At 64.1% G+C, this 17,261-nt stretch carries 16 protein-coding genes; 6 read left to right on the top strand and 10 right to left on the bottom strand.

The genetic code is table 11. The features are described 5' to 3' along the window. The first annotated feature begins 36 nt into the window (after positions 1–36). Positions 37–1,737: a DEAD/DEAH box helicase gene (locus MKK62_RS01510; RefSeq protein ID WP_240262727.1), complete on the top strand. Its 1,701-nt coding sequence runs from the start codon at positions 37–39 to the stop codon at positions 1,735–1,737. Beyond that, the gene (locus MKK62_RS01505) at positions 1,734–2,870 is read left to right on the top strand and encodes an acyltransferase family protein (RefSeq protein WP_240262728.1); all 1,137 of its coding nucleotides are present in this window, start codon (positions 1,734–1,736) and stop codon (positions 2,868–2,870) included. The genes MKK62_RS01510 and MKK62_RS01505 overlap by 4 nt, the downstream gene beginning before the upstream one ends. Here the strand turns inward: MKK62_RS01505 and MKK62_RS01500 are convergent. The 6 genes from MKK62_RS01500 to MKK62_RS01475 form a co-directional block, all read right to left on the bottom strand. Beyond that, positions 2,851–3,438, bottom strand: a complete 588-nt coding sequence (locus MKK62_RS01500; RefSeq protein WP_240262729.1) for a TetR/AcrR family transcriptional regulator — start codon at positions 3,436–3,438, stop codon at positions 2,851–2,853. The genes MKK62_RS01505 and MKK62_RS01500 overlap by 20 nt on opposite strands. After that, positions 3,439–4,671 (bottom strand): cytochrome P450, encoded by a 1,233-nt coding sequence (locus tag MKK62_RS01495; RefSeq protein ID WP_240262730.1) that lies wholly within the window; start codon positions 4,669–4,671, stop codon positions 3,439–3,441. Between the two features lie 163 nt (positions 4,672–4,834). Then, on the bottom strand, positions 4,835–5,569 hold the full coding sequence (locus MKK62_RS01490) for a sensor domain-containing protein (RefSeq protein WP_240262731.1): 735 nt from the start codon (positions 5,567–5,569) through the stop codon (positions 4,835–4,837). Between the two features lie 172 nt (positions 5,570–5,741). Then, positions 5,742–5,954 carry a hypothetical protein gene (locus MKK62_RS01485; protein ID WP_260060463.1) on the bottom strand — a complete coding sequence of 71 codons (213 nt, stop codon included), beginning with the start codon at positions 5,952–5,954 and terminating at the stop codon, positions 5,742–5,744. Positions 5,955–6,247: 293 nt separating this feature from the next. After that, positions 6,248–7,237 carry an SDR family oxidoreductase gene (locus MKK62_RS01480; protein ID WP_240262733.1) on the bottom strand — a complete coding sequence of 330 codons (990 nt, stop codon included), beginning with the start codon at positions 7,235–7,237 and terminating at the stop codon, positions 6,248–6,250. A 76-nt stretch (positions 7,238–7,313) separates the two neighbouring features. Further along, on the bottom strand, positions 7,314–8,264 hold the full coding sequence (locus MKK62_RS01475; RefSeq protein ID WP_240262734.1) for an alpha/beta fold hydrolase: 951 nt from the start codon (positions 8,262–8,264) through the stop codon (positions 7,314–7,316). A gap of 192 nt (positions 8,265–8,456) precedes the next feature. Here MKK62_RS01475 and MKK62_RS01470 point away from each other — a divergent pair, with 192 nt between their 5' ends. Then, positions 8,457–9,113 (top strand): TetR/AcrR family transcriptional regulator, encoded by a 657-nt coding sequence (locus MKK62_RS01470; protein ID WP_240262735.1) that lies wholly within the window; start codon positions 8,457–8,459, stop codon positions 9,111–9,113. A gap of 74 nt (positions 9,114–9,187) precedes the next feature. Here MKK62_RS01470 and MKK62_RS01465 read toward each other — a convergent pair whose 3' ends face one another. Both MKK62_RS01465 and MKK62_RS01460 read right to left on the bottom strand, forming a co-directional pair. After that, complete coding sequence (locus MKK62_RS01465) at positions 9,188–9,628, bottom strand: type II toxin-antitoxin system Rv0910 family toxin (protein ID WP_240262736.1); 441 nt, start codon at positions 9,626–9,628, stop codon at positions 9,188–9,190. Between the two features lie 43 nt (positions 9,629–9,671). Continuing rightward, complete coding sequence (locus MKK62_RS01460) at positions 9,672–10,868, bottom strand: acyl-CoA dehydrogenase family protein (RefSeq protein WP_240262737.1); 1,197 nt, start codon at positions 10,866–10,868, stop codon at positions 9,672–9,674. A 303-nt stretch (positions 10,869–11,171) separates the two neighbouring features. On the opposite strand from MKK62_RS01460, the gene MKK62_RS01455 reads away from it, so the two are divergent. Beyond that, positions 11,172–11,990: an SDR family NAD(P)-dependent oxidoreductase gene (locus tag MKK62_RS01455; protein ID WP_240262738.1), complete on the top strand. Its 819-nt coding sequence runs from the start codon at positions 11,172–11,174 to the stop codon at positions 11,988–11,990. 290 nt (positions 11,991–12,280) lie between these two features. Here the strand turns inward: MKK62_RS01455 and MKK62_RS01450 are convergent, their stop codons facing one another. After that, on the bottom strand, positions 12,281–13,189 hold the full coding sequence (locus MKK62_RS01450; RefSeq protein ID WP_240262739.1) for a LysR family transcriptional regulator: 909 nt from the start codon (positions 13,187–13,189) through the stop codon (positions 12,281–12,283). 323 nt (positions 13,190–13,512) lie between these two features. On the opposite strand from MKK62_RS01450, the gene MKK62_RS01445 reads away from it, so the two are divergent. Together MKK62_RS01445 and MKK62_RS01440 are read left to right on the top strand one after the other, a co-directional pair. Further along, positions 13,513–14,271, top strand: coding sequence for an enoyl-CoA hydratase/isomerase family protein (locus tag MKK62_RS01445; RefSeq protein WP_240262740.1), 759 nt, complete (start codon positions 13,513–13,515; stop codon positions 14,269–14,271). A gap of 123 nt (positions 14,272–14,394) precedes the next feature. Next, positions 14,395–15,171, top strand: coding sequence for an SDR family oxidoreductase (locus MKK62_RS01440; RefSeq protein WP_240262741.1), 777 nt, complete (start codon positions 14,395–14,397; stop codon positions 15,169–15,171). Positions 15,172–15,179: 8 nt separating this feature from the next. Here MKK62_RS01440 and MKK62_RS01435 read toward each other — a convergent pair whose 3' ends face one another. Next, the gene (locus tag MKK62_RS01435; protein ID WP_240262742.1) at positions 15,180–15,953 is read right to left on the bottom strand and encodes a DUF6065 family protein; all 774 of its coding nucleotides are present in this window, start codon (positions 15,951–15,953) and stop codon (positions 15,180–15,182) included. Positions 15,954–17,261: the final 1,308 nt, after the last annotated feature.

Raw genomic sequence — 17,261 nt, 5'->3', positions numbered from 1 at the left:
GGCGGCAGTGAATCACGCCGTAAACTTCTCTGCGAGATGAGCGCCCCGCATGACGACACCGTGACCTTCGCCGACCTGCACATTCACCCCTCGGTGCTGCAGGCGCTGGCTGACGTCGGCTACGAGTCGCCGTCGGCGATCCAGGCCGCGACGATTCCGGCCCTGATGGAGGGCTCTGATGTGGTCGGTTTGGCCCAAACCGGCACGGGCAAGACGGCAGCGTTCGCGGTGCCGATCCTGTCGAAGATCGACACCGACAGCAAAGCCACCCAGGCGTTGGTGCTGGCACCGACGCGCGAGTTGGCTCTGCAGGTCGCCGAGGCGTTCAGCCGGTACGGCACGCACCTTCCGCAGATCAACGTCCTGCCGATCTATGGCGGCTCCTCCTACGGGGTGCAGTTGGCCGGGCTCAAGCGCGGCGCGCAGGTCGTGGTCGGCACCCCCGGCCGAGTGATCGATCACCTGGAGCGCGGGACACTGGATCTGTCGCGCGTCGACTATCTGGTGCTCGACGAGGCCGACGAGATGCTGACGATGGGATTCGCCGAGGAAGTCGAGCGGATCCTTGCCGAGACCCCGGAATACAAGCAGGTCGCGCTGTTCTCCGCGACGATGCCCCCGGCGATCCGCAAGCTCAGCAACAAGTATCTGCACGACCCGATTGAGGTCAAGGTCGAGGCGAAGACCGCGACCGCCGAGAACATCACGCAGCGCTACATCCAGGTAGCCGGTCCGCGCAAGATGGACGCGCTGACCCGGGTGCTCGAGGTCGAGCCGTTCGAGGCGATGATCGTCTTCGTCCGCACCAAGCAGGCCACCGAAGAGGTCGCCGAGAAGCTACGTGCGCGTGGCTTTTCCGCGTCGGCCATCAACGGCGACATCCCGCAGGCAGTGCGCGAGCGGACCATCGCGGCGTTGAAAGACGGCGGCATCGACATCCTGGTGGCCACCGACGTCGCTGCCCGCGGTCTGGATGTCGAGCGAATTTCGCACGTGCTGAACTACGACATTCCGCACGACACCGAGTCGTATGTGCACCGGATCGGCCGGACCGGCCGGGCGGGACGGTCGGGCAACGCGCTGCTGTTCGTGTCGCCGCGAGAACGCCACCTGCTCAAGTCGATCGAGAAGGCCACCCGGCAAAAGTTGACCGAGGCTCAACTGCCCAGCGTCGATGACGTCAACGCGCAGCGGGTGGCGAAGTTCGCCGACTCGATCACCGACAGCCTCGCCGCGCCCGGACTCGAATTGTTCCGCCGGCTGGTCGCGGATTACGAACGCGATCACGACATTCCGATGGCCGACATCGCCGCGGCGCTGGCATTGCAGTCCCGCAACGGCGAAGACTTCCTGATGGCGCCCGAGCCTCCGCCCGAACGTCGGACCCGCGACCACCAGGACCGGCCTGCCAAGTCTGGCCGCGCCGCGGGGGAGGGCCCCAAGAAGGGGTTCGCCACCTACCGCATCTCGGTCGGCAAGCGGCACAAGGTCGGGCCGGGCGCAATCGTCGGCGCCATCGCCAACGAAGGTGGGTTGCACCGCAGCGATTTCGGCCACATCACGATCAAGCCGGAATTCTCGCTGGTGGAATTGCCGGCCAAGCTGCCCCGGGAGACGCTGAAAGCGCTTGAGAAGACCCGCATCTCCGGTCAACTGATCAACCTGCAACCGGATCGGGCGCCGGATAAGAACCGGCGCGGCGGTCGTGGCGCGCCGCGTCGGGAACACAGGGGATGATCCAGGCCGACACCGCGGCCCAGGGGGGACTCGAGCAGGTAGCGGGGCCCGATCGGGTCGCGTCGCTGACCGGTGTTCGCGCCGTCGCAGCGCTTCTCGTGGTCGGCACGCACGCCGCCTACACCACCGGCAAGTACATCCAGGGCTACTACGGGCTGGTGTGCTCGCGGATGGAGATCGGCGTCCCGATTTTCTTTGTGCTGTCCGGTTTCCTGCTGTTCCAACCGTGGGTGAAGGCGGCGGAGACGGGTGGGCCGCAGCCGTCGATCCGGCGCTACGCTTGGCACCGGGTGCGTCGCATCATGCCCGCGTACGTCGTCACCGTGCTGATCGCCTACGTCATCTACCACTTCCGCCATGCCGGGCCGAATTACGGGCACACCTGGGAGGGGCTGTTCCGCAACCTGACGTTGACGCAGATCTACACCTTCAACTACATGCGCGGGTATCTGCATCAGGGTTTGACCCAGATGTGGAGCCTGGCGGTCGAAGCGTCGTTTTACGTGGTACTTCCGCTGCTGGCCTACCTGTTGCTGGTGGTGCTGTGCCGACGGCAATGGCGGCCGAAATTGTTGCTGCTCGGCATCGCTGGGCTGGCGCTCATCTCCCCGGCGTGGCTGGTGGGAGTACACCTCACCACGTCGATTCCCAACGGCGCGCGGCTGTGGCTGCCCACCTATCTGATCTGGTTCCTGGCAGGCATGGCGCTGACCGTCCTGCAACGAATGGGCGTGCGCTGCTACGGGTTTGTCGCGCTTCCGCTGGCCACGGTCTGCTACTTCATCGCGTCCACGCCGCTGGCCGGTGACCCGACGACCTCGCCGCTCGGCCTGTCTCAGGCGCTGTACAAGGCGGTGTTCTATGCGACCATCGCCGCGCTCGCGGTGGCGCCGCTGGCGCTGGGCAACCAGGGGCTGTACGCCCGGTTGCTCGCGAGCAAGCCCATGGTGTGGCTCGGGGAGATCTCCTACGAGATCTTCCTGATCCATTTGATTACAATGGAATTCGCGATGGTCTACATCATGCAGGATCACGTGTACACCGGCTCGATGGGCGGGTTGTTCGTAGCGACAATGGCCATCACGATTCCACCGGCCTGGTTGTTGCACCGGCTTACCCGGGTGCGCGGCTGACCTGATCGGCTGGAACCACGACCGGGGCCACGAACTCGGTGAGCATCGCCCGCTCGTCGTCCTCGTCGCGGCCGGGAAAGATCAGCAGCGAGGTGATCGCGCGGACCAGCCAGCGGCCGCGGCCCGCGACGTTGGCCGGATGGTCGTCGCCCAGTGAGCTGACGAAGGCGGTGGCCAGCCCGGTGATCACGTCGGACTGCTCGGCCATTTCCGCGCCGAGCGGGCCGGCGTTCGTCGCGAACCAGGCTGACAGCGCTGGACTTTCGCGTACCAGCCGAAGCGTCGTGACGATTCCCTCGACGAGGCGTTCGCCAGGGTCGTCGATGTGGTCGACATCGATCGACTCGGCGAGGCGATGCGTTTCGCGGGCCACATAGGCGGCGCGCAGTGCCTCACGGTTTTCGAAGTAGCGGTACAGCGTCGCGCGCGAACACCCTGCGGCCCTGGCGATCTCGTTCATGCCGACCGAGCCGGGATCCTGGCGGGTGAACAGCTGCTCGGCGGCGTCGAGGATCCGGTCGGCCGCCACCTCGGTGCGGCGCTCTCCGAGCCAATCGTTGGCCGGCATCTAGGGGACCCGAAACGGAACCGACAGCGGGCGGCGCACGTAGCTGCCGCCGGCCCACACGATGTCGGCCTCGTCGACCTCGAAATCTGGGCAGCGAGCGAGCAATTCGCCGAGGGCCACACGCGATTGCATGCGGGCGGCGGCCGCGCCCAGGCAGTGGTGGGCGCCGTGACTGAAGGTCAGCAGGTTGCGCGGGCGACGCTCGACGTCGAGTTCTGCCGCATCGGCGCCGAATTGGCGCTCGTCGCGATTGGCCGAGCCGTAGACCAGCAGTACCCGGCGGCCTTCGGGCACCGTGGTGTCACCGATGGTGACGTCCCGGGTGGCGGTGCGGGCCAGGGCCTGGACCGGAGAGGTCAGTCGCAGCAGTTCGTCGACGGCCGCGGGTATCAGGTCGGGATTTTCGGCCAGCCGACGACGCTGGTCGGGTCGTTGAGACAGTAACGGCATCGACCCGCCGAGCATGCCGGTGGTGGTGTCGTTTCCCCCGGTGATCATCGTGAACACGAACGCCAGCACCGACAGCGTGCCGGCGATGTCGCCGTCGGCACCGACGCCGGCGGCGACCAGATGGGAGATGGTGTCGTCTTCGGGCTGGATGCGACGGCGTTCGATCAGGTCGGTGAAGTAGGCCATCATCGACCCGACGGCATCGCCGACGGTTTCCAGCGCGGACGCGATCCCGCCGTCGGCCGTGTTGGCCGCCACGATGGCATCGGTCCATCCGTCGAACTGATCGCGGTCCCCTTCGGGGACGCCGAGGTAGTGCGCCACCACCATGGACGGCAGCGGCTTGAACAGTTCGGTGACGATGTCGCCGCCGCCGTCGGCCAGCAGGCGTTCGAGACGCTCGACGACGAAGGCGCGGACCTTGGGCTCGACGGCTTCGACCTGTCGCGGGGTGAATCCGCGGGCTACCAGTTTGCGAAACTCGGTGTGCACCGGCGGATCCTGCATCACCATCGGTGGATTGTCGGCCAGGCCGATCATGTCCAGGTCGCCGTAGTTGACGGTCAGGCCCTGCGCGGACGAGAACGTGTCGTGGTCTTTCGCCGCGGCCCAGATATCGGCGTGCCGGGTCAGGACGTAGTAGTCGTCGCCAGGCTTGCTCCGCGGCACCACGTGGTGGACCGGGTCGTGATCGCGCAGCTCTCGGTACATCGGCCACGGCTCGGCCCACGTCTCCGCGGTGGCCAGCTGGAACCGAGGCGTGTGAGACAAAGTTGCCGCCATGTCTTATGACTACGACATGTAGGGGGATATGTCAACCGGCCGCGGGGGCGGGGTCACAACCATTCGCATCCGGCCGGTCTGGGCCCCGGTTGTTATCGTTGCAAGTGTTGCTGGGCAGCTGCCGCCGGTCGAGATCCCGCGAACCCGTCGGGCGACATGGCGGCTAGGGGAGTCGATCAGCGGTTAAATCGGCGATCTTCGTCGCATCCAATTTCGCTGCGCTGGAGCTGTCTTTCGTAGCGAGGCCCTCGACGTCGACGATGAAGCGCGACTTCAACATCAATGCTCGATGGTTGGTTTTCGGTGTGACCAGTCCGTCTTCTGTGGTGACAGTTAAGTCGGTGGTCAGCTTATTACCGGAATCGCCAACGGCGGAGACCTTTTGGATGAATGCAGTGTTGCTGTAGCGCTCGGTGACTTCGGTGTGGGCGCATGCCGCCCAGCGGGCCGCGGTCTTGGTGTACCAGGTCGTGGCGTCGAGCGCGGAGTCGAGCTCGACGACCGAGATGACGATGCTGATTGAGTCATCGTGGCCTGGCGGGGACTCCCACAATGATCGGGATGCTGTACGCACCGGAGCGCCTTGAAAGCTAGGCAAGTAGCCGGCGTGAGTGATTCCTGCACATCGACTCGGCGATGATGCGTTGTCGTCAACGCGCAAGACGTCGATGCCGCCGACATTGATGGCTTCGTGGTTGTTCACCGGCAGGCCAGCCAGCGCCTGGCTGAGTTGGGAGGAGTCGGGCAGCGCAAGTTCAACCGCTGGAGGCGGTGCTTTGACGGGCCGTCCGGCGGTCGTCGATGTGGTCGAGCAGATTGCATGCGCGGCGACTGCAGCTGCGGCGGCCAGTATCAAACTCGCAAGTATCCAGGCGAGTGCCGGTCGTGGTTGTTTCACCGCTGAGGGGTTGACAGGCGGCCAGTGCGGTCCTTGCGGTCGGTTTGGGGGGAGCTCATGGGTGAAGGCCTACGTTTTTGGGGGTTGCTCCGACCATGGTGGCGCCCCCGTCGATGTTCATCCCGACACCTTCGGTGTGAGCCGAAAGATAACGGGAACGCCGCTGTGTCGCTTAGCCATTCGGTTCGCCGGTAGTGTGTGACGGGAAGTCCGGTTGGACGATCTCGACAGCTGGCGGATCGTAGCCCAGGATGCGTGAATTCGCGGCGCGCCAAGGCCGCACGCCGTTGCGACGCCGGCGATAGTAGGTCGCCAGGATGGTCGCCACACCGACTGCCAGAAAAGTCAGGATAAGCACTTTAGCGACAATAATAGCGATGAACATCGTCGTTCTCCTGATTGGCGCGGATGCCCCGTAGCAAGTTGTCGTCTCGGTCGGGTGGGCGGCGTGCCGTAACCTAGCCAGATCCGCGCAGCAAATTCCGAGCGCTGCTGGCGCGGCGCAACGCCAAGAAGCGCGTACCGTTTACGATGCCCCGCTGGGCGGCGAGAATTGTTATGTTCAATGGTGTTCCGCGCACTCGACGCCGGCTGATGGCCGGTCGGGTCTGTGCGGAGTCGTCGCAGATCCCGATGAAAATAGCGTCTCCACCATCCAGATTGGAGTCAGTTTCGGAGTCAGCCGACAGTAGCGGCTCCTCGTCGCTGGGCCTCACGTCGAGCGAATTCCCTGTAACTGGTAGCGGGACGCTCGAGCAGCTCGGGCAGGACTGTGAGGTTCCCTGCTGGGAGGCCGTTCTCGTCGTAGTACCGCATCATCGCCACGTAGCAGTCCTGTGATTCCTTCGGCCAGTTACGGACACCTCTGGCGTTTGACGACTGCCGAGTTCCTCGGATGATTTGCGCCGGAGCTTGAAAATGGGTTGCTCGCAACGATTTCGACACGAGCGGGACCACCGCACGGACTCCGTGCACCGGATTGGTGACCACGTTCGGCGGGAGACGTACGGCCGACACCTGATGTCCGAGAACCTTGCTCCACTCGGCGGCCATCTCGTGTCGTGTGAGTTCCTGGGTGGACAGGTCGTAGGTGCGTCCGGCGTGAGTCTTGACGGGTGCCGCCAGGATGCGGGCGCTCACCTCGGCGACGTCCTCGCCGTCAACGACGCCCATCACTGAGTCCGGTGAGGACGGGTAGGGAAGCACGCCGCCGCGGATGAATTCCCAGAAATCGAGGTAGTTCTGCATGAAGTGCGACGCGCGCAGAAAGGTCGACGGGAGTCCCGAGTCGCGGAACACCTCTTCGACCCGGCCTTTCTCCTGGTGGTGAAACATCTCTTTGATGTCGGGGTGGATTACGGAGTGGTAGACCACGTGCTCGACACCGTGTGTCCGCGCGGCGTCGGCGATGTTCTCCGCGATGGCCACTTCGCGGATGACGCTGGTCGGTTGTGCGTGCCACACTCGCTCAACGCCAGCCACCGCACCGAGTACGTCGTCTCGCGATCGGATGTCGCCGACCACGGTCTCGGTCGCTCCGTCGGCGCGTGCCGTCTGACCCTGCGCGGCGTTTTTGACGAATGCGCGGCTGTCGATTCCGCGTTCTCGCAGGCCGCGCAGCAGCGCGCGACCCACATTCCCGCCTGCACCTGTCACCAGTATCGTCATCTGACCTCCTTGGACGTGGATCGCTTGTTGGACTTGGGCTTTGGTAGAGCGTGCGGTTTCCGGCCCTGCGCCGATGTCAGAAGTCGAGCGGGGCATCCTCCGGCGACACGAAGCGGTGCAGTTCCTCCAGGAAACGACGCGGACGTTCGATGTGCGGCCAATGGCCGGTGTGGTCGAAGCGCACTTCGTCGGCCGAAGGCACCTTCGACAGGAACAGCTCGACGTCTTCCGGCGGCGACAACGCATCGCCAGCTCCGCGCAGTATCCGCGTCGGGCACCGGATTTGCTCCAGGTCGCGCCCTGGGTCGCCGATCACCGCCGAGGCCAGGACAGGGAAGGTCGCGGGCGCACCCAGGTTGTGCATGGTGGCGCGCACGACCTCGGGATCGAGCAGGTCGGGCCGGGCAACGAATGCGCCCAGCGCGGCTTGTCGCAGCCGCGGCGACCTGGCGATCAGCGCGGCGACAGGCCGCGGCAGTGGTAGACCCACGACCGCCGACTCGGCAACCAGTGTGGCCACCGATCGCGGGTAACGCCGGAACGTGTCGACCGGACGTCGGAGGAGGTGGACCAGCGACAGGATCGGACCGCCGGTGATGATCAATCGACCGAGCCGGGACGGATGTCGCACTGCCGCACGCGTCCCCACCAACGACCCCATCGAGTGGCCGACCACCACGGGTGACTCGAGCTCGAGCGCATCGCACGCGTCGACGACCACGTCCGCGAGCCCATCGAAGGTGACGTGGTGTCGCGAGAACGGCGAACCGCCGAAGCCTGGGAGATCCAGCGCCACCACCCGGTAGCGCTGCGACAACACCGGGAAGAGATGTGCGAACCACCGCCAGCTCGCCGAGATACCGTGCAAAAACACCAGGTCCGGACCCTGCGCGTCAGACAAATCGACACAACACACGCGGGCGATGGAGGTGTCGACGTAGCGCACGGAGTTGTGCCACCGCGCCGCCGGTACCGCGCCGGGCAGAGCCGAACCGTAACCAGCCCACACGTCTGGGCCGCTGCCCACCGCACACCTCCCAGCTCAAGCCCACAACACCAAGTCAGTTGCAAGTGACGATAAGCACAATGTTGACATGATGTCAATGACCAGGAGTCGATGAAAAAGCTGTGCAATCATTGACTCGGTGTCATTGATCGAGAATGGGATGGGTGCTTTGCCATACGTCGGATTCTTCCCCGGCGAGGAAGGAGGCCGACCATGGCGTCTCCGATGAAGAAGCCGACTGCCAGAGCCCAACAGGCGGCTCAGACCCGCGAGCGCATTGTTTCCGCCGCGGTGCAGATTTTCTCCGAGACTCCCTACGACGATGTAGCGGTCAGCGACATCGCCAAGGCCGCCGGGGTGGCACATGGTCTGTTGTTTCACTATTTCGGCAGCAAGCGCGGCATCTATCTAGAGGCCATGCGGGGCGCAGCGGAACAACTCGCCGCCGCGTTCGCCTTCCGACCGGACCTGCCACCGGCCGAGCAACTCCGTCACGCCGTCGCATCCCACCTGAAGTACCTTGCCGACAACCCGGGCTTGGCGCAGCGCCTGATCCTGGGAGGCCGTGGCGCAGATCCTTCGGCGTGGGAAGTGTTCGAGGCCGCTCGGTGGCGAGCGGTGGAGGCCACCGCCGAACTCTTCGGCGTCGACGCCGCTCGGCCGGCGGTGCGCATGGCAGGCCGAGCCGCGGTTAGTGCCATGGACGAAGCGGCAATCTTCTGGCTACACAACGATCAGCCGTACAGCATCGACAAATTGGTCGACTGGATGGTGGCCATGGCCGCGGCGGTGATGCGTGAAGCGACCCGGCTCGATCCTCGGACGGGCATCGACGACGCGCTCAGCGAACTCGGCGATCCGTCGGCGTAGGCGGTGGCGCACGCCGTTGTCGTGGCCTTCCGAACTGGCAGCGTCCGGGCGTAATCGGTTGCCCGGCTGGGGGTTTACGTGCTGACGAACGCCGCGGCGAGCTTGTCCAGCGAGGCGTCAAGTTGCTTGCGGAAGGCCCGTTCGACGACCTTGCCGAGGGGGCCGAACAGCACGGAACTGGTGAAGACGATGTGCAGGGTCACCACGCAATGGGTGGGGGATTGTTCGGTCACGGTGACGTCGAGAACCACGGTGGAGCCCGTGCTGCCTGAGCCGGATAAGGAGAGGAATTCGGGATGGCGCACATCGTCGACAGTGAACGCGATCGTATCGACGATGCCTTTGATCTTGACGACGTCGACGATGCGCGCACCGTTGATCAGTTCAGCAGGCGGTTCTTCGTCCCATCTCAGGTGCAGGGTGTTCCAGTCGGCAAACCGTTGCGGGTTGGAGACCAACGACCACACAGCGTCTTGTGGGGCGTCGATCTCTTGTGATGTGGTGATTTCAGGCATCAAGCCTCTCCAAATACGGTGGTGGACAGGTTTGCGGTGGGCATCAGACGATCGCTGTGATGTGGTCGACCCTTCCCAGTAACGCCTTTCCGTAGGTTTCCATCGAGACGTGCGGAAGTGTCACCGCGTGACGCGCCCCGATGTTGGAGTCGCGCCAGATGCGCTGCATCGGGTTGACCTCGGCGAAACTCCCGGCCCCGCAGGCATCGAGCAGCGTGTTGATTGCGGCGTTGATGCTTTTCAACGCGACGGCGGCGTCCGCCCGCATTCGTGCACGCGCCGTGAAGTCGGGATAGATCCCCTGCTGGGCATATCGCTCGACGTCGTCGGCGGCGCGGTAGGCGTGCAGGTGGGCGGTATCGATCTTGGTGGCTGCGTCGGCCAGCAACAGCTGGAAGGCGACCGAGTCGGTCTGTCGTTCGATGTTGCTGTACGCCAAGGCTTTTGTGGACGCTTTCCCGATCGCGATGTCCAGGGCGGCGCGTCCGAATCCCAGCTGGGGGCCGACGAGGACGAGCACCAGCATGGGCGCGAATGCCGCGCGATAGAACGGATTGTCCGGATGTTGCTCTAGGTACCCGCCTGAAGGCACGGGGAGCATGGAACTGATCCGGTGTTCGGGGACGAACACGTCCTCGGCGACGATGGTGTTGCTTCCCGAGGCGCGCATCCCGGCGACGTACCAAGTGTCTTTGATCTGAACATCCGAGATCGGCATGACGACCATGGCTTGGTCGATCTCGTCACCATCCTCGTCGACTTCCCACACTCCACCTGAGACCCACTGGGCGTGCAGGCTCGCCGATGAGTACGGCCATTGGCCGTTGATGACGTAGCCACCGGGCACCTTGCGTGCCGTGCCGCCCGGAGACACCACGCCGGAGAGTATGGCGTCGGGTCCGTCGGCGTATATCTCGTCGACGGTGGTCGGGTCGTAGAGGCAGGTCGACCAGGCGTTGATATTGGACAGCGTTGTTACCCAAGACGTTCCGCCGTCGGCTTCGGCGATGAGGGCAGACAGGTCGAGCATCGCCCGCAGCCCTGCTTCGAGACCGCCGAACCGGCGGGGCGCGGCCAGGCGGAACGCGCCAGCGTCCCGCAACGCGGCGATCACCTCGTCGGAGACTTTGCGGTCACGTTCGTTTTGGGCCGAATGCTCACGGATCAAGGGTTGCAGCGCGCCGATGCGGTCCAGAACATCGTCAACGGTCTCTGTGGTGTCGGTGCTGAACGTGGTCATGTTCATCTCCTGGTTGGCGTGCGTGGTTGAAGGTGGCCCGGGACGGCGAGCTATGCGGCGTGACAGGTGAGCGCCGAGCCGTGAAAGACGGGCGAACCTGGCACCGGTGTGGGAGAACGCTACCATTGATTGACTTGATGTCAATGACAAATAGTCAGGAAGCGGGTATGCGGCAGTGGGTCCTCGAGCGGACACCAGTAGGCTGCCGAGGATTCCGGTGGTACTGAGGCGCGGCGCACTACGGCAGGGCAGTTTCTGTCCACACAGCCAGAAGCTGTCCAATAGGGAAGGAGAAACCGACCAATGAAATCGTTTGCCGGCAAGGTAGTTGTCGTCACCGGCGCGGGTTCGGGGATGGGCCGTGCGTATGCGCTCGAGTTTGCGCGACGGGGCGCCAAGCTCGCGCTCAACGACTACGACGCGACCACGCTCGGCGAGACGGTCGGACTGCTTCCGGAGGCGACGGCTGTTCTGCAGTCCGCCTTCGATGTGAGCGACCGCGACGCGATGTACGGATTCTCCGACCGGGTACGCGACGAACTGGGCGGCGCTCACGTCGTCATCAACAACGCGGGAATCAGCGGCGGGGGCAAGCCTGTGTGGTCACTCAAAGATGCCGATTACACGCGGGTGATGGGCATTAACTTCTACGGAGTGGTGCACGGTACCCGCGCGTTTCTCCCGCAACTCCGGGCGCACGGCGAGGGAGCTATCGTCAACATCAGCAGCATCTTTGGGCTGACCGGAACCCCCAGCAGCAGCGATTACTGCGCGTCGAAGTTCGCAGTCCGCGGTTTCACCGAATCACTGATGGTCGAATTGGTCAACGAGCCGATCACCGTTCACCTCGTTCACCCCGGCGGGGTCGCTACCAACATCGCGAAGTCGGCCGGCAGCGACGATTTTGCCAACAAGTTCCTGCGAACGGATCCCGCCGAGGTTGCCACTCGCGTCGCTGAGGCCATCCTGAAGCCGCGCGCACGTCTGGTCCTCGGGTACGGCGCGCGCAAGACTCAGATCGGCGCGAATTTCTTGCCACGCAAGGTCCTCACCCGACTGCTCTGGAACCAGATCGGTCCAACTGTCGACAGATCCACCTACCCGGCGGCCGCCCCGAAGTAGGCACCAGATCCCAACAGCGGCTTTAACGCCGTCATTGTCAATGCGTTGCGGTGCAACCTGATTCAATCGCAACGAGCTGCGCGACCCTATTGGACTTCGAGCACCCTACGCACCGCCCTATCGTGGCTCGAAGTCATTTGGTGACAAGAGCGAGTTGCACTGCCCGGCAACGACTTCTTGTTGACTCGCTCGAAGCAGTGTGGTCATCAACAACATTGGACGGAAAGGATGCCGCTGACGGGCCGGAATCGGCCTCGGTGACGAGGCGTGGCTGGCGGTCAGCGCCGCTCCTAAGGCGGCGGTTCCCTAGGGGGCTCGTTCTGGAGCGCGTCAACGAAGTGAGCGATGTCCAGGCGCCGAGAGTCCGCGGCCCACACCGCCCAGGTACGCCGGACCAGCGGACTGCCAACCAGGGGATACCAGCTGACATCGTTGGGCATTGGTTGTGACCAGTGCGGCGGAGCCAACGCGAAGGCACGACCCGAGGTCACCGAAGCCAGTTTGACCTCTGCGATGAGCGGCTCTCCAGCGGGAGCCTGGGAGCCCGGGCTCACCCCGTGGCTGCGCAGGACCGCGGTCAATTCATCGAACCAGGCGGGGCTGCCAGATCGCGGAAACCCGACCCACTCCAGGCCGGCGAGGGCGTCCAACCTGACGCCACGATCGGTCGCCAGCGCCTCGGCCTGCGCCCGGGCCAACAACACGCCCAAAGGTTCCTCTACGGTCAGCATTGCATCCAGATCGGGTCCGGGCGGGCGCTCCCGCACCAGTCCGACGTCGAGTTCTCCATCGCGTAGCCCGTCGAGTTGCTCGGCGGACGAGGCGTGTCGCGCTTGGACGCGCGTCTGCGGGTATGCGGCGCTCAAACTCGCCAAAGCCGCTGGAAGTAGTTCGGGTGGCAGCTCCAGAGGTATCCCAAGGCGCAGAACGTCGCCGGAGCTGTCATGGCGGGTCAATGCCGCCACGGCTTGGTCGTGGCGAGCCAGTACGGCCCGCGACTCGGCGAGCAGGGTGCGGCCGGCATCGGTAGGCGTAATGCCTGTGCGGTGGCGAACCAGCAGCTGCAACCCGAGCCTGCGTTCGAGGGCGACCATCGCCTGCGACAGCGCGGGCTGACTGATGTGCAGGCGGCGCGCAGCCGCGGTGACCGTACCTTCCTCGACTACCGCGATGAACATGCGCATCTCTCGGATTTCCACCTGAACATCACACCACCTGCGGTCATAAGCGCACCCAATGGCAGCTGCCGCAACCGCTATGCGCCGACACGGGCATTGTGGCGGGTCGCGTTGTTGAGTGGAGCGTGTCGAGGGGAACTACTGCGCCGAGCCGTCGGCCGGGCTGCTTGGTAGCGCGGAGGCGGTGCTGAGCCTGATGTACGGCGTCACCACGACACCGACGACGTCACGGTCGGGGGCGTCGTGACCCGTCGACATTTGGGCGCTGTTCCCCGACTGCTGACCGAGTCGCTCGGCTCGAAGATCTCGACACAGCAAAACAATTCAGAAACAGGAGCATTTCCATGTCCGACCCCGCCTACTTCACCCGTTACGAGAACTTGTCTTTCAAGCGCACCGAGGACGGCATCCTCACGCTGCGATTCCACACCGACGGCGGACCGATTACCTTCACCGGACAGACTCACGAGGATCTGCCTGCGGCTCTGGAAGATGTCGCCCTCGACACCGACAACCAGGCAGTGATAATCACCGGCGCAGGTGACGTGTTCATGGATGCCATCGACGGTGACAGCCTCGGTGAGATCTTTAAACCGCTGGTGTGGGAAAAAATCCGCCGAGAAGGACTGGCTGTCCTCCAGCGGTTGCTGAGTCTTCCCATTCCCGTGATCGGCGTCGCCAACGGTCCCGCGACCGTGCATTCGGAATATCTCCTGCTCACCGACGTACACATTGCTTCCGATCGCGCCACCTACGGCGACTTCCCACATCCGGCCTTCGGGATCACCGCAGGCGACGGCCTGCAGGTGGTGTGGGAGGAGGTCGCCGGTACCGCGCGAGCGAAGTGGCTGCTATGGACAGGTGAGACGATCGACGCCATCACCGCCGAACGGTGGGGCGTAGTCAACGAAGTCGTGGAACACGACCGAGTTTACGACCGAGGATTGGAACTCGCCCGGAGGCTGGCCGCCAAACCACGGTTGTACCGCTCGCTGCAGAAGCAAACCCTCAACCAGAAGCTGTTGCGCCGGATCGTCGAGGGAGTGCCCACCGGCATGGCGCTAGAAGGCCTGACCGCAGCCGACCTTGCGTACCGCCAATGAGCGAACCGGCCTGCATCGTCCGCGGCGACCGCACCAGGAGAAAAGCCATCACCGCCGACGTGGCACGACCAGCTGAACCGCCGTCGGAAGCAAAGCAACGATCACTGAAAAGGAGAATATGACGTGAGCACAACACAATTGGATGGTGGAGTGTCGATAACCGGTGCCGTAGCGGTGGTTACCGGAGCCAACCGCGGCCTGGGTCGCGCTTACGTCACGGCGTTGCTGGAGCGCGGAGCCGCCCGGGTGTACGCCGGGGCCCGCAATCCGAACTCGGTCGTCGTCGACGACGACCGGATCACCGCCGTGGCCCTCGATATCACTGATGCCGCCGCAGTGTCCGCGGCCGCGTCGGCGGCAGCTGATGCCACCGTCGTCATCAACAACGCCGGGGTGATGCTCGAGTCGCCATTCTTGTCAGCCTCGGATCCAGATGCCGCACGAAAGGAGATGAACACAAACTACTTCGGCACGTTGACAATGGCCCGCGAGTTCGCACCGGTGCTGGCAGCCAACGGTGGGGGAGCTTTGGTCAACGTCCTGTCGGTGGCGAGCTTCTATTCACTGCCCTTCAACGCTTCCTACTGTGCCTCGAAGGCAGCTGAATGGTCGTTGACCAACGCTCTTCGCCTCGAAATGCGCAGGGCAGGAACGCTTGTCGTCGGGGTCCACCCCGGATTCATCGACACCGACATGACCGCAACGGTCAGTGACGACAAGATCGCTCCCAGCGAGGTGGCGGCCCAAACACTCGACGCCGTGCAAGCGGGTCGACCGGAGGTCCTGACAGACGACTTCACACGGGAAATCAAGCAGACAATCCCCAAGCACCTCCACACCCTGTACCCCGACTTGCAGCAGCGTTGGGATGCCGGCGCGAACCCTTGGGGTAATGGTTGACGCCCGGGCTATTTCCCCCGCTGTGCAAACGACCGAAGGTGGCGGCGGCTCTGATGATCAGGGCTGCCGGCCTGGCCGTCGGTGTGCCTGCCTCGCATGTAGTCACCTTGCCACTCCACTTGCTCTCCGGCCGCGACACGGGCTATCTGCTCGATCTGATTTGCCGCACTACGTGAGCGAAGGAAGAACTCATGCTTGCGGTGCAGATCCGCGTCTGACTCGATGCGCCTGAGTTCGGGGGCGAACTCTTCCAGTTCGGCTCGGCGCTGCGGAACGATCATGCAGATCGGCTCGTCGAGCTCGAATCGCACCGGCATCAGTTTGCGCGTTAGTTTCCAGCTCATGCTGAAAGTTGCGCTTGCCCAATCAGTCTCAACTACGCCCTCCAACGGTGACACCGCGTCCTTCGGATAGTTTGCCGGTCCGCGGACCAGGAGGTTGTAGCCCGGCGGGGTCCTAAACAGGATCGGCAGGTTCCACGTCAGGATCCCGTTGCCAAAATGACTCACGGGCAGAAGCTGATCGGGGTCGCGCTTGTCGGGTGCGATCAATACGTCAACGTGATTGTCCTGTCCGAACCAGGTAGCGGTGAATGCGGAGGGATTGCACAGCTCCCAACCACTTTGGTTCGCGATGAGCATCGGCAGGCATCGATGTGGTCGACCCTCACGCGTCTCAGACATCCATGTTCGGTTGATCGGTGCGGGCGTAATCGGCGGCGCATTCTCCCGAGTGATGAACCCGATAAGTGGCCGGCTCGGCTTAGTGGAGTCTTCGCCCACCGGATGCTCGATCAACCGAGGGACCGGCGAATGGCAAGCGTGGCTAGTGGGTGTCGTGTAGTCATTGATTCCTTTTCCCTTGCAGATGAGGTGGTACCGGCTCCCAGCTGCCGGTTAGTGGTGATCGGAAAATGGCCCGTCGGCGCGCCGCGTCCGCGATGGACATCGAGATGGATTGCGGCGCCGTTACACTCTTCGGTGTTGTGACGAGGCCTTAACGAATGGCGGTGCGCAACTGACACCCATCTGGCTGAGCAAACCTCGAGACAGTCCGATACGTCGGTCGCCGAGGCTGCAGACACCGTCCCCAGCCCTGTGGAGCATTCTTTACGAAATCCTGACACCACTGAAGTGCGCACCAGACTCATTCCTCGGGACGCGCTGAACATGAACGCGCACAGCGCATCTGGGTATCGAGCCTGATGTCGTCCTTATCGACGTCGTCTACGGCGCGGCAACGGCCGCTGAGAATATCCGGCACAAGCTGTCCTTGGCAGCAAGTTGCCAGGGCCTGCATTGGAAGTGACCAGCTAAGTGCCTTAGGTTGACTGACATTGTGGGCCCGCGCGGCGACAGGGGACGGGTTCGGCTCGAAAGCTGGAGCGATCTGTTGGGTGGCACGCCGCATCAATCACAGGAGTATGCAATGGGTTTCGCGTCACCGTTCGTGCCGGGTGCGACGTGGCCGAGGAATTCAGATTTCCATGGGCACGGCAATGCGCCACATGCCGGCCATGTCCCGACGGCGGCTATGGACACCGTGGCGTCGACTGCTTACCGGGCGCTGCGCGAATTGTTGGCCGAGTCCAACTGGCTGGGCCAAGCCGCTCCACTCTTGGCAGAGTTGGACGAGACCTCCGAGCAGATTTATCACCGGCGCGCGTCAGTCAGCGCTCGAGCGCACGGAGTGCTCGCGCCGCCATTTGGACTGATGCAGGCCTATGGCCAGGTGCTGTCGGCTGTACCTCGCGGCGTTGGGGCGCTCAAGGGCCCAGTATTTGCCTTCGATAGCAGGCTTCAACCTGCCCTGACGTCGCTTGCTCGACTGAGCGCCCTAGGAGTCACCGTTGCCGCTACGCCCCCTATGACTGCCAAGGTTCCCGGGCCGCGCGCGACGGGTTCCGGCAGCGTAGTAGCCGATCAACGTCATGTCAGTGCGTCTTTGGGAAGCGCCGGCGCCGTGCAGTCGTTGTCGGTACCGGCGATCTGGGCCGCGGCCACATCGGTACGGTCTGGTGTTGTCGGCAGCGACGAAAGTTGCTATGCCACACACTCATTCGCAACACGTCCGGCCGGTGGTTTCGGCAC

It is taken from the genome of Mycobacterium paraterrae (assembly GCF_022430545.2).
Lineage (GTDB): Bacteria > Actinomycetota > Actinomycetes > Mycobacteriales > Mycobacteriaceae > Mycobacterium > Mycobacterium paraterrae.
This window is presented reverse-complemented; position numbering and strand designations above follow the sequence as displayed.

What these genes read in the sequence shown, in the direction of transcription:
- MKK62_RS01510 (WP_240262727.1), top strand. Translation starts at nt 37, where the DNA reads ATGAGCGCCCCGCATGACGACACCGTGACCTTCGCCGACCTGCACATT.
- MKK62_RS01505 (WP_240262728.1), top strand. Translation starts at nt 1,734, where the DNA reads ATGATCCAGGCCGACACCGCGGCCCAGGGGGGACTCGAGCAGGTAGCG.
- MKK62_RS01500 (WP_240262729.1), bottom strand. Translation starts at nt 3,438, where the DNA reads ATGCCGGCCAACGATTGGCTCGGAGAGCGCCGCACCGAGGTGGCGGCC.
- MKK62_RS01495 (WP_240262730.1), bottom strand. Translation starts at nt 4,671, where the DNA reads ATGGCGGCAACTTTGTCTCACACGCCTCGGTTCCAGCTGGCCACCGCG.
- MKK62_RS01485 (WP_260060463.1), bottom strand. Translation starts at nt 5,954, where the DNA reads ATGTTCATCGCTATTATTGTCGCTAAAGTGCTTATCCTGACTTTTCTG.
- MKK62_RS01480 (WP_240262733.1), bottom strand. Translation starts at nt 7,237, where the DNA reads ATGACGATACTGGTGACAGGTGCAGGCGGGAATGTGGGTCGCGCGCTG.
- MKK62_RS01470 (WP_240262735.1), top strand. Translation starts at nt 8,457, where the DNA reads ATGGCGTCTCCGATGAAGAAGCCGACTGCCAGAGCCCAACAGGCGGCT.
- MKK62_RS01465 (WP_240262736.1), bottom strand. Translation starts at nt 9,628, where the DNA reads ATGCCTGAAATCACCACATCACAAGAGATCGACGCCCCACAAGACGCT.
- MKK62_RS01460 (WP_240262737.1), bottom strand. Translation starts at nt 10,868, where the DNA reads ATGACCACGTTCAGCACCGACACCACAGAGACCGTTGACGATGTTCTG.
- MKK62_RS01455 (WP_240262738.1), top strand. Translation starts at nt 11,172, where the DNA reads ATGAAATCGTTTGCCGGCAAGGTAGTTGTCGTCACCGGCGCGGGTTCG.
- MKK62_RS01445 (WP_240262740.1), top strand. Translation starts at nt 13,513, where the DNA reads ATGTCCGACCCCGCCTACTTCACCCGTTACGAGAACTTGTCTTTCAAG.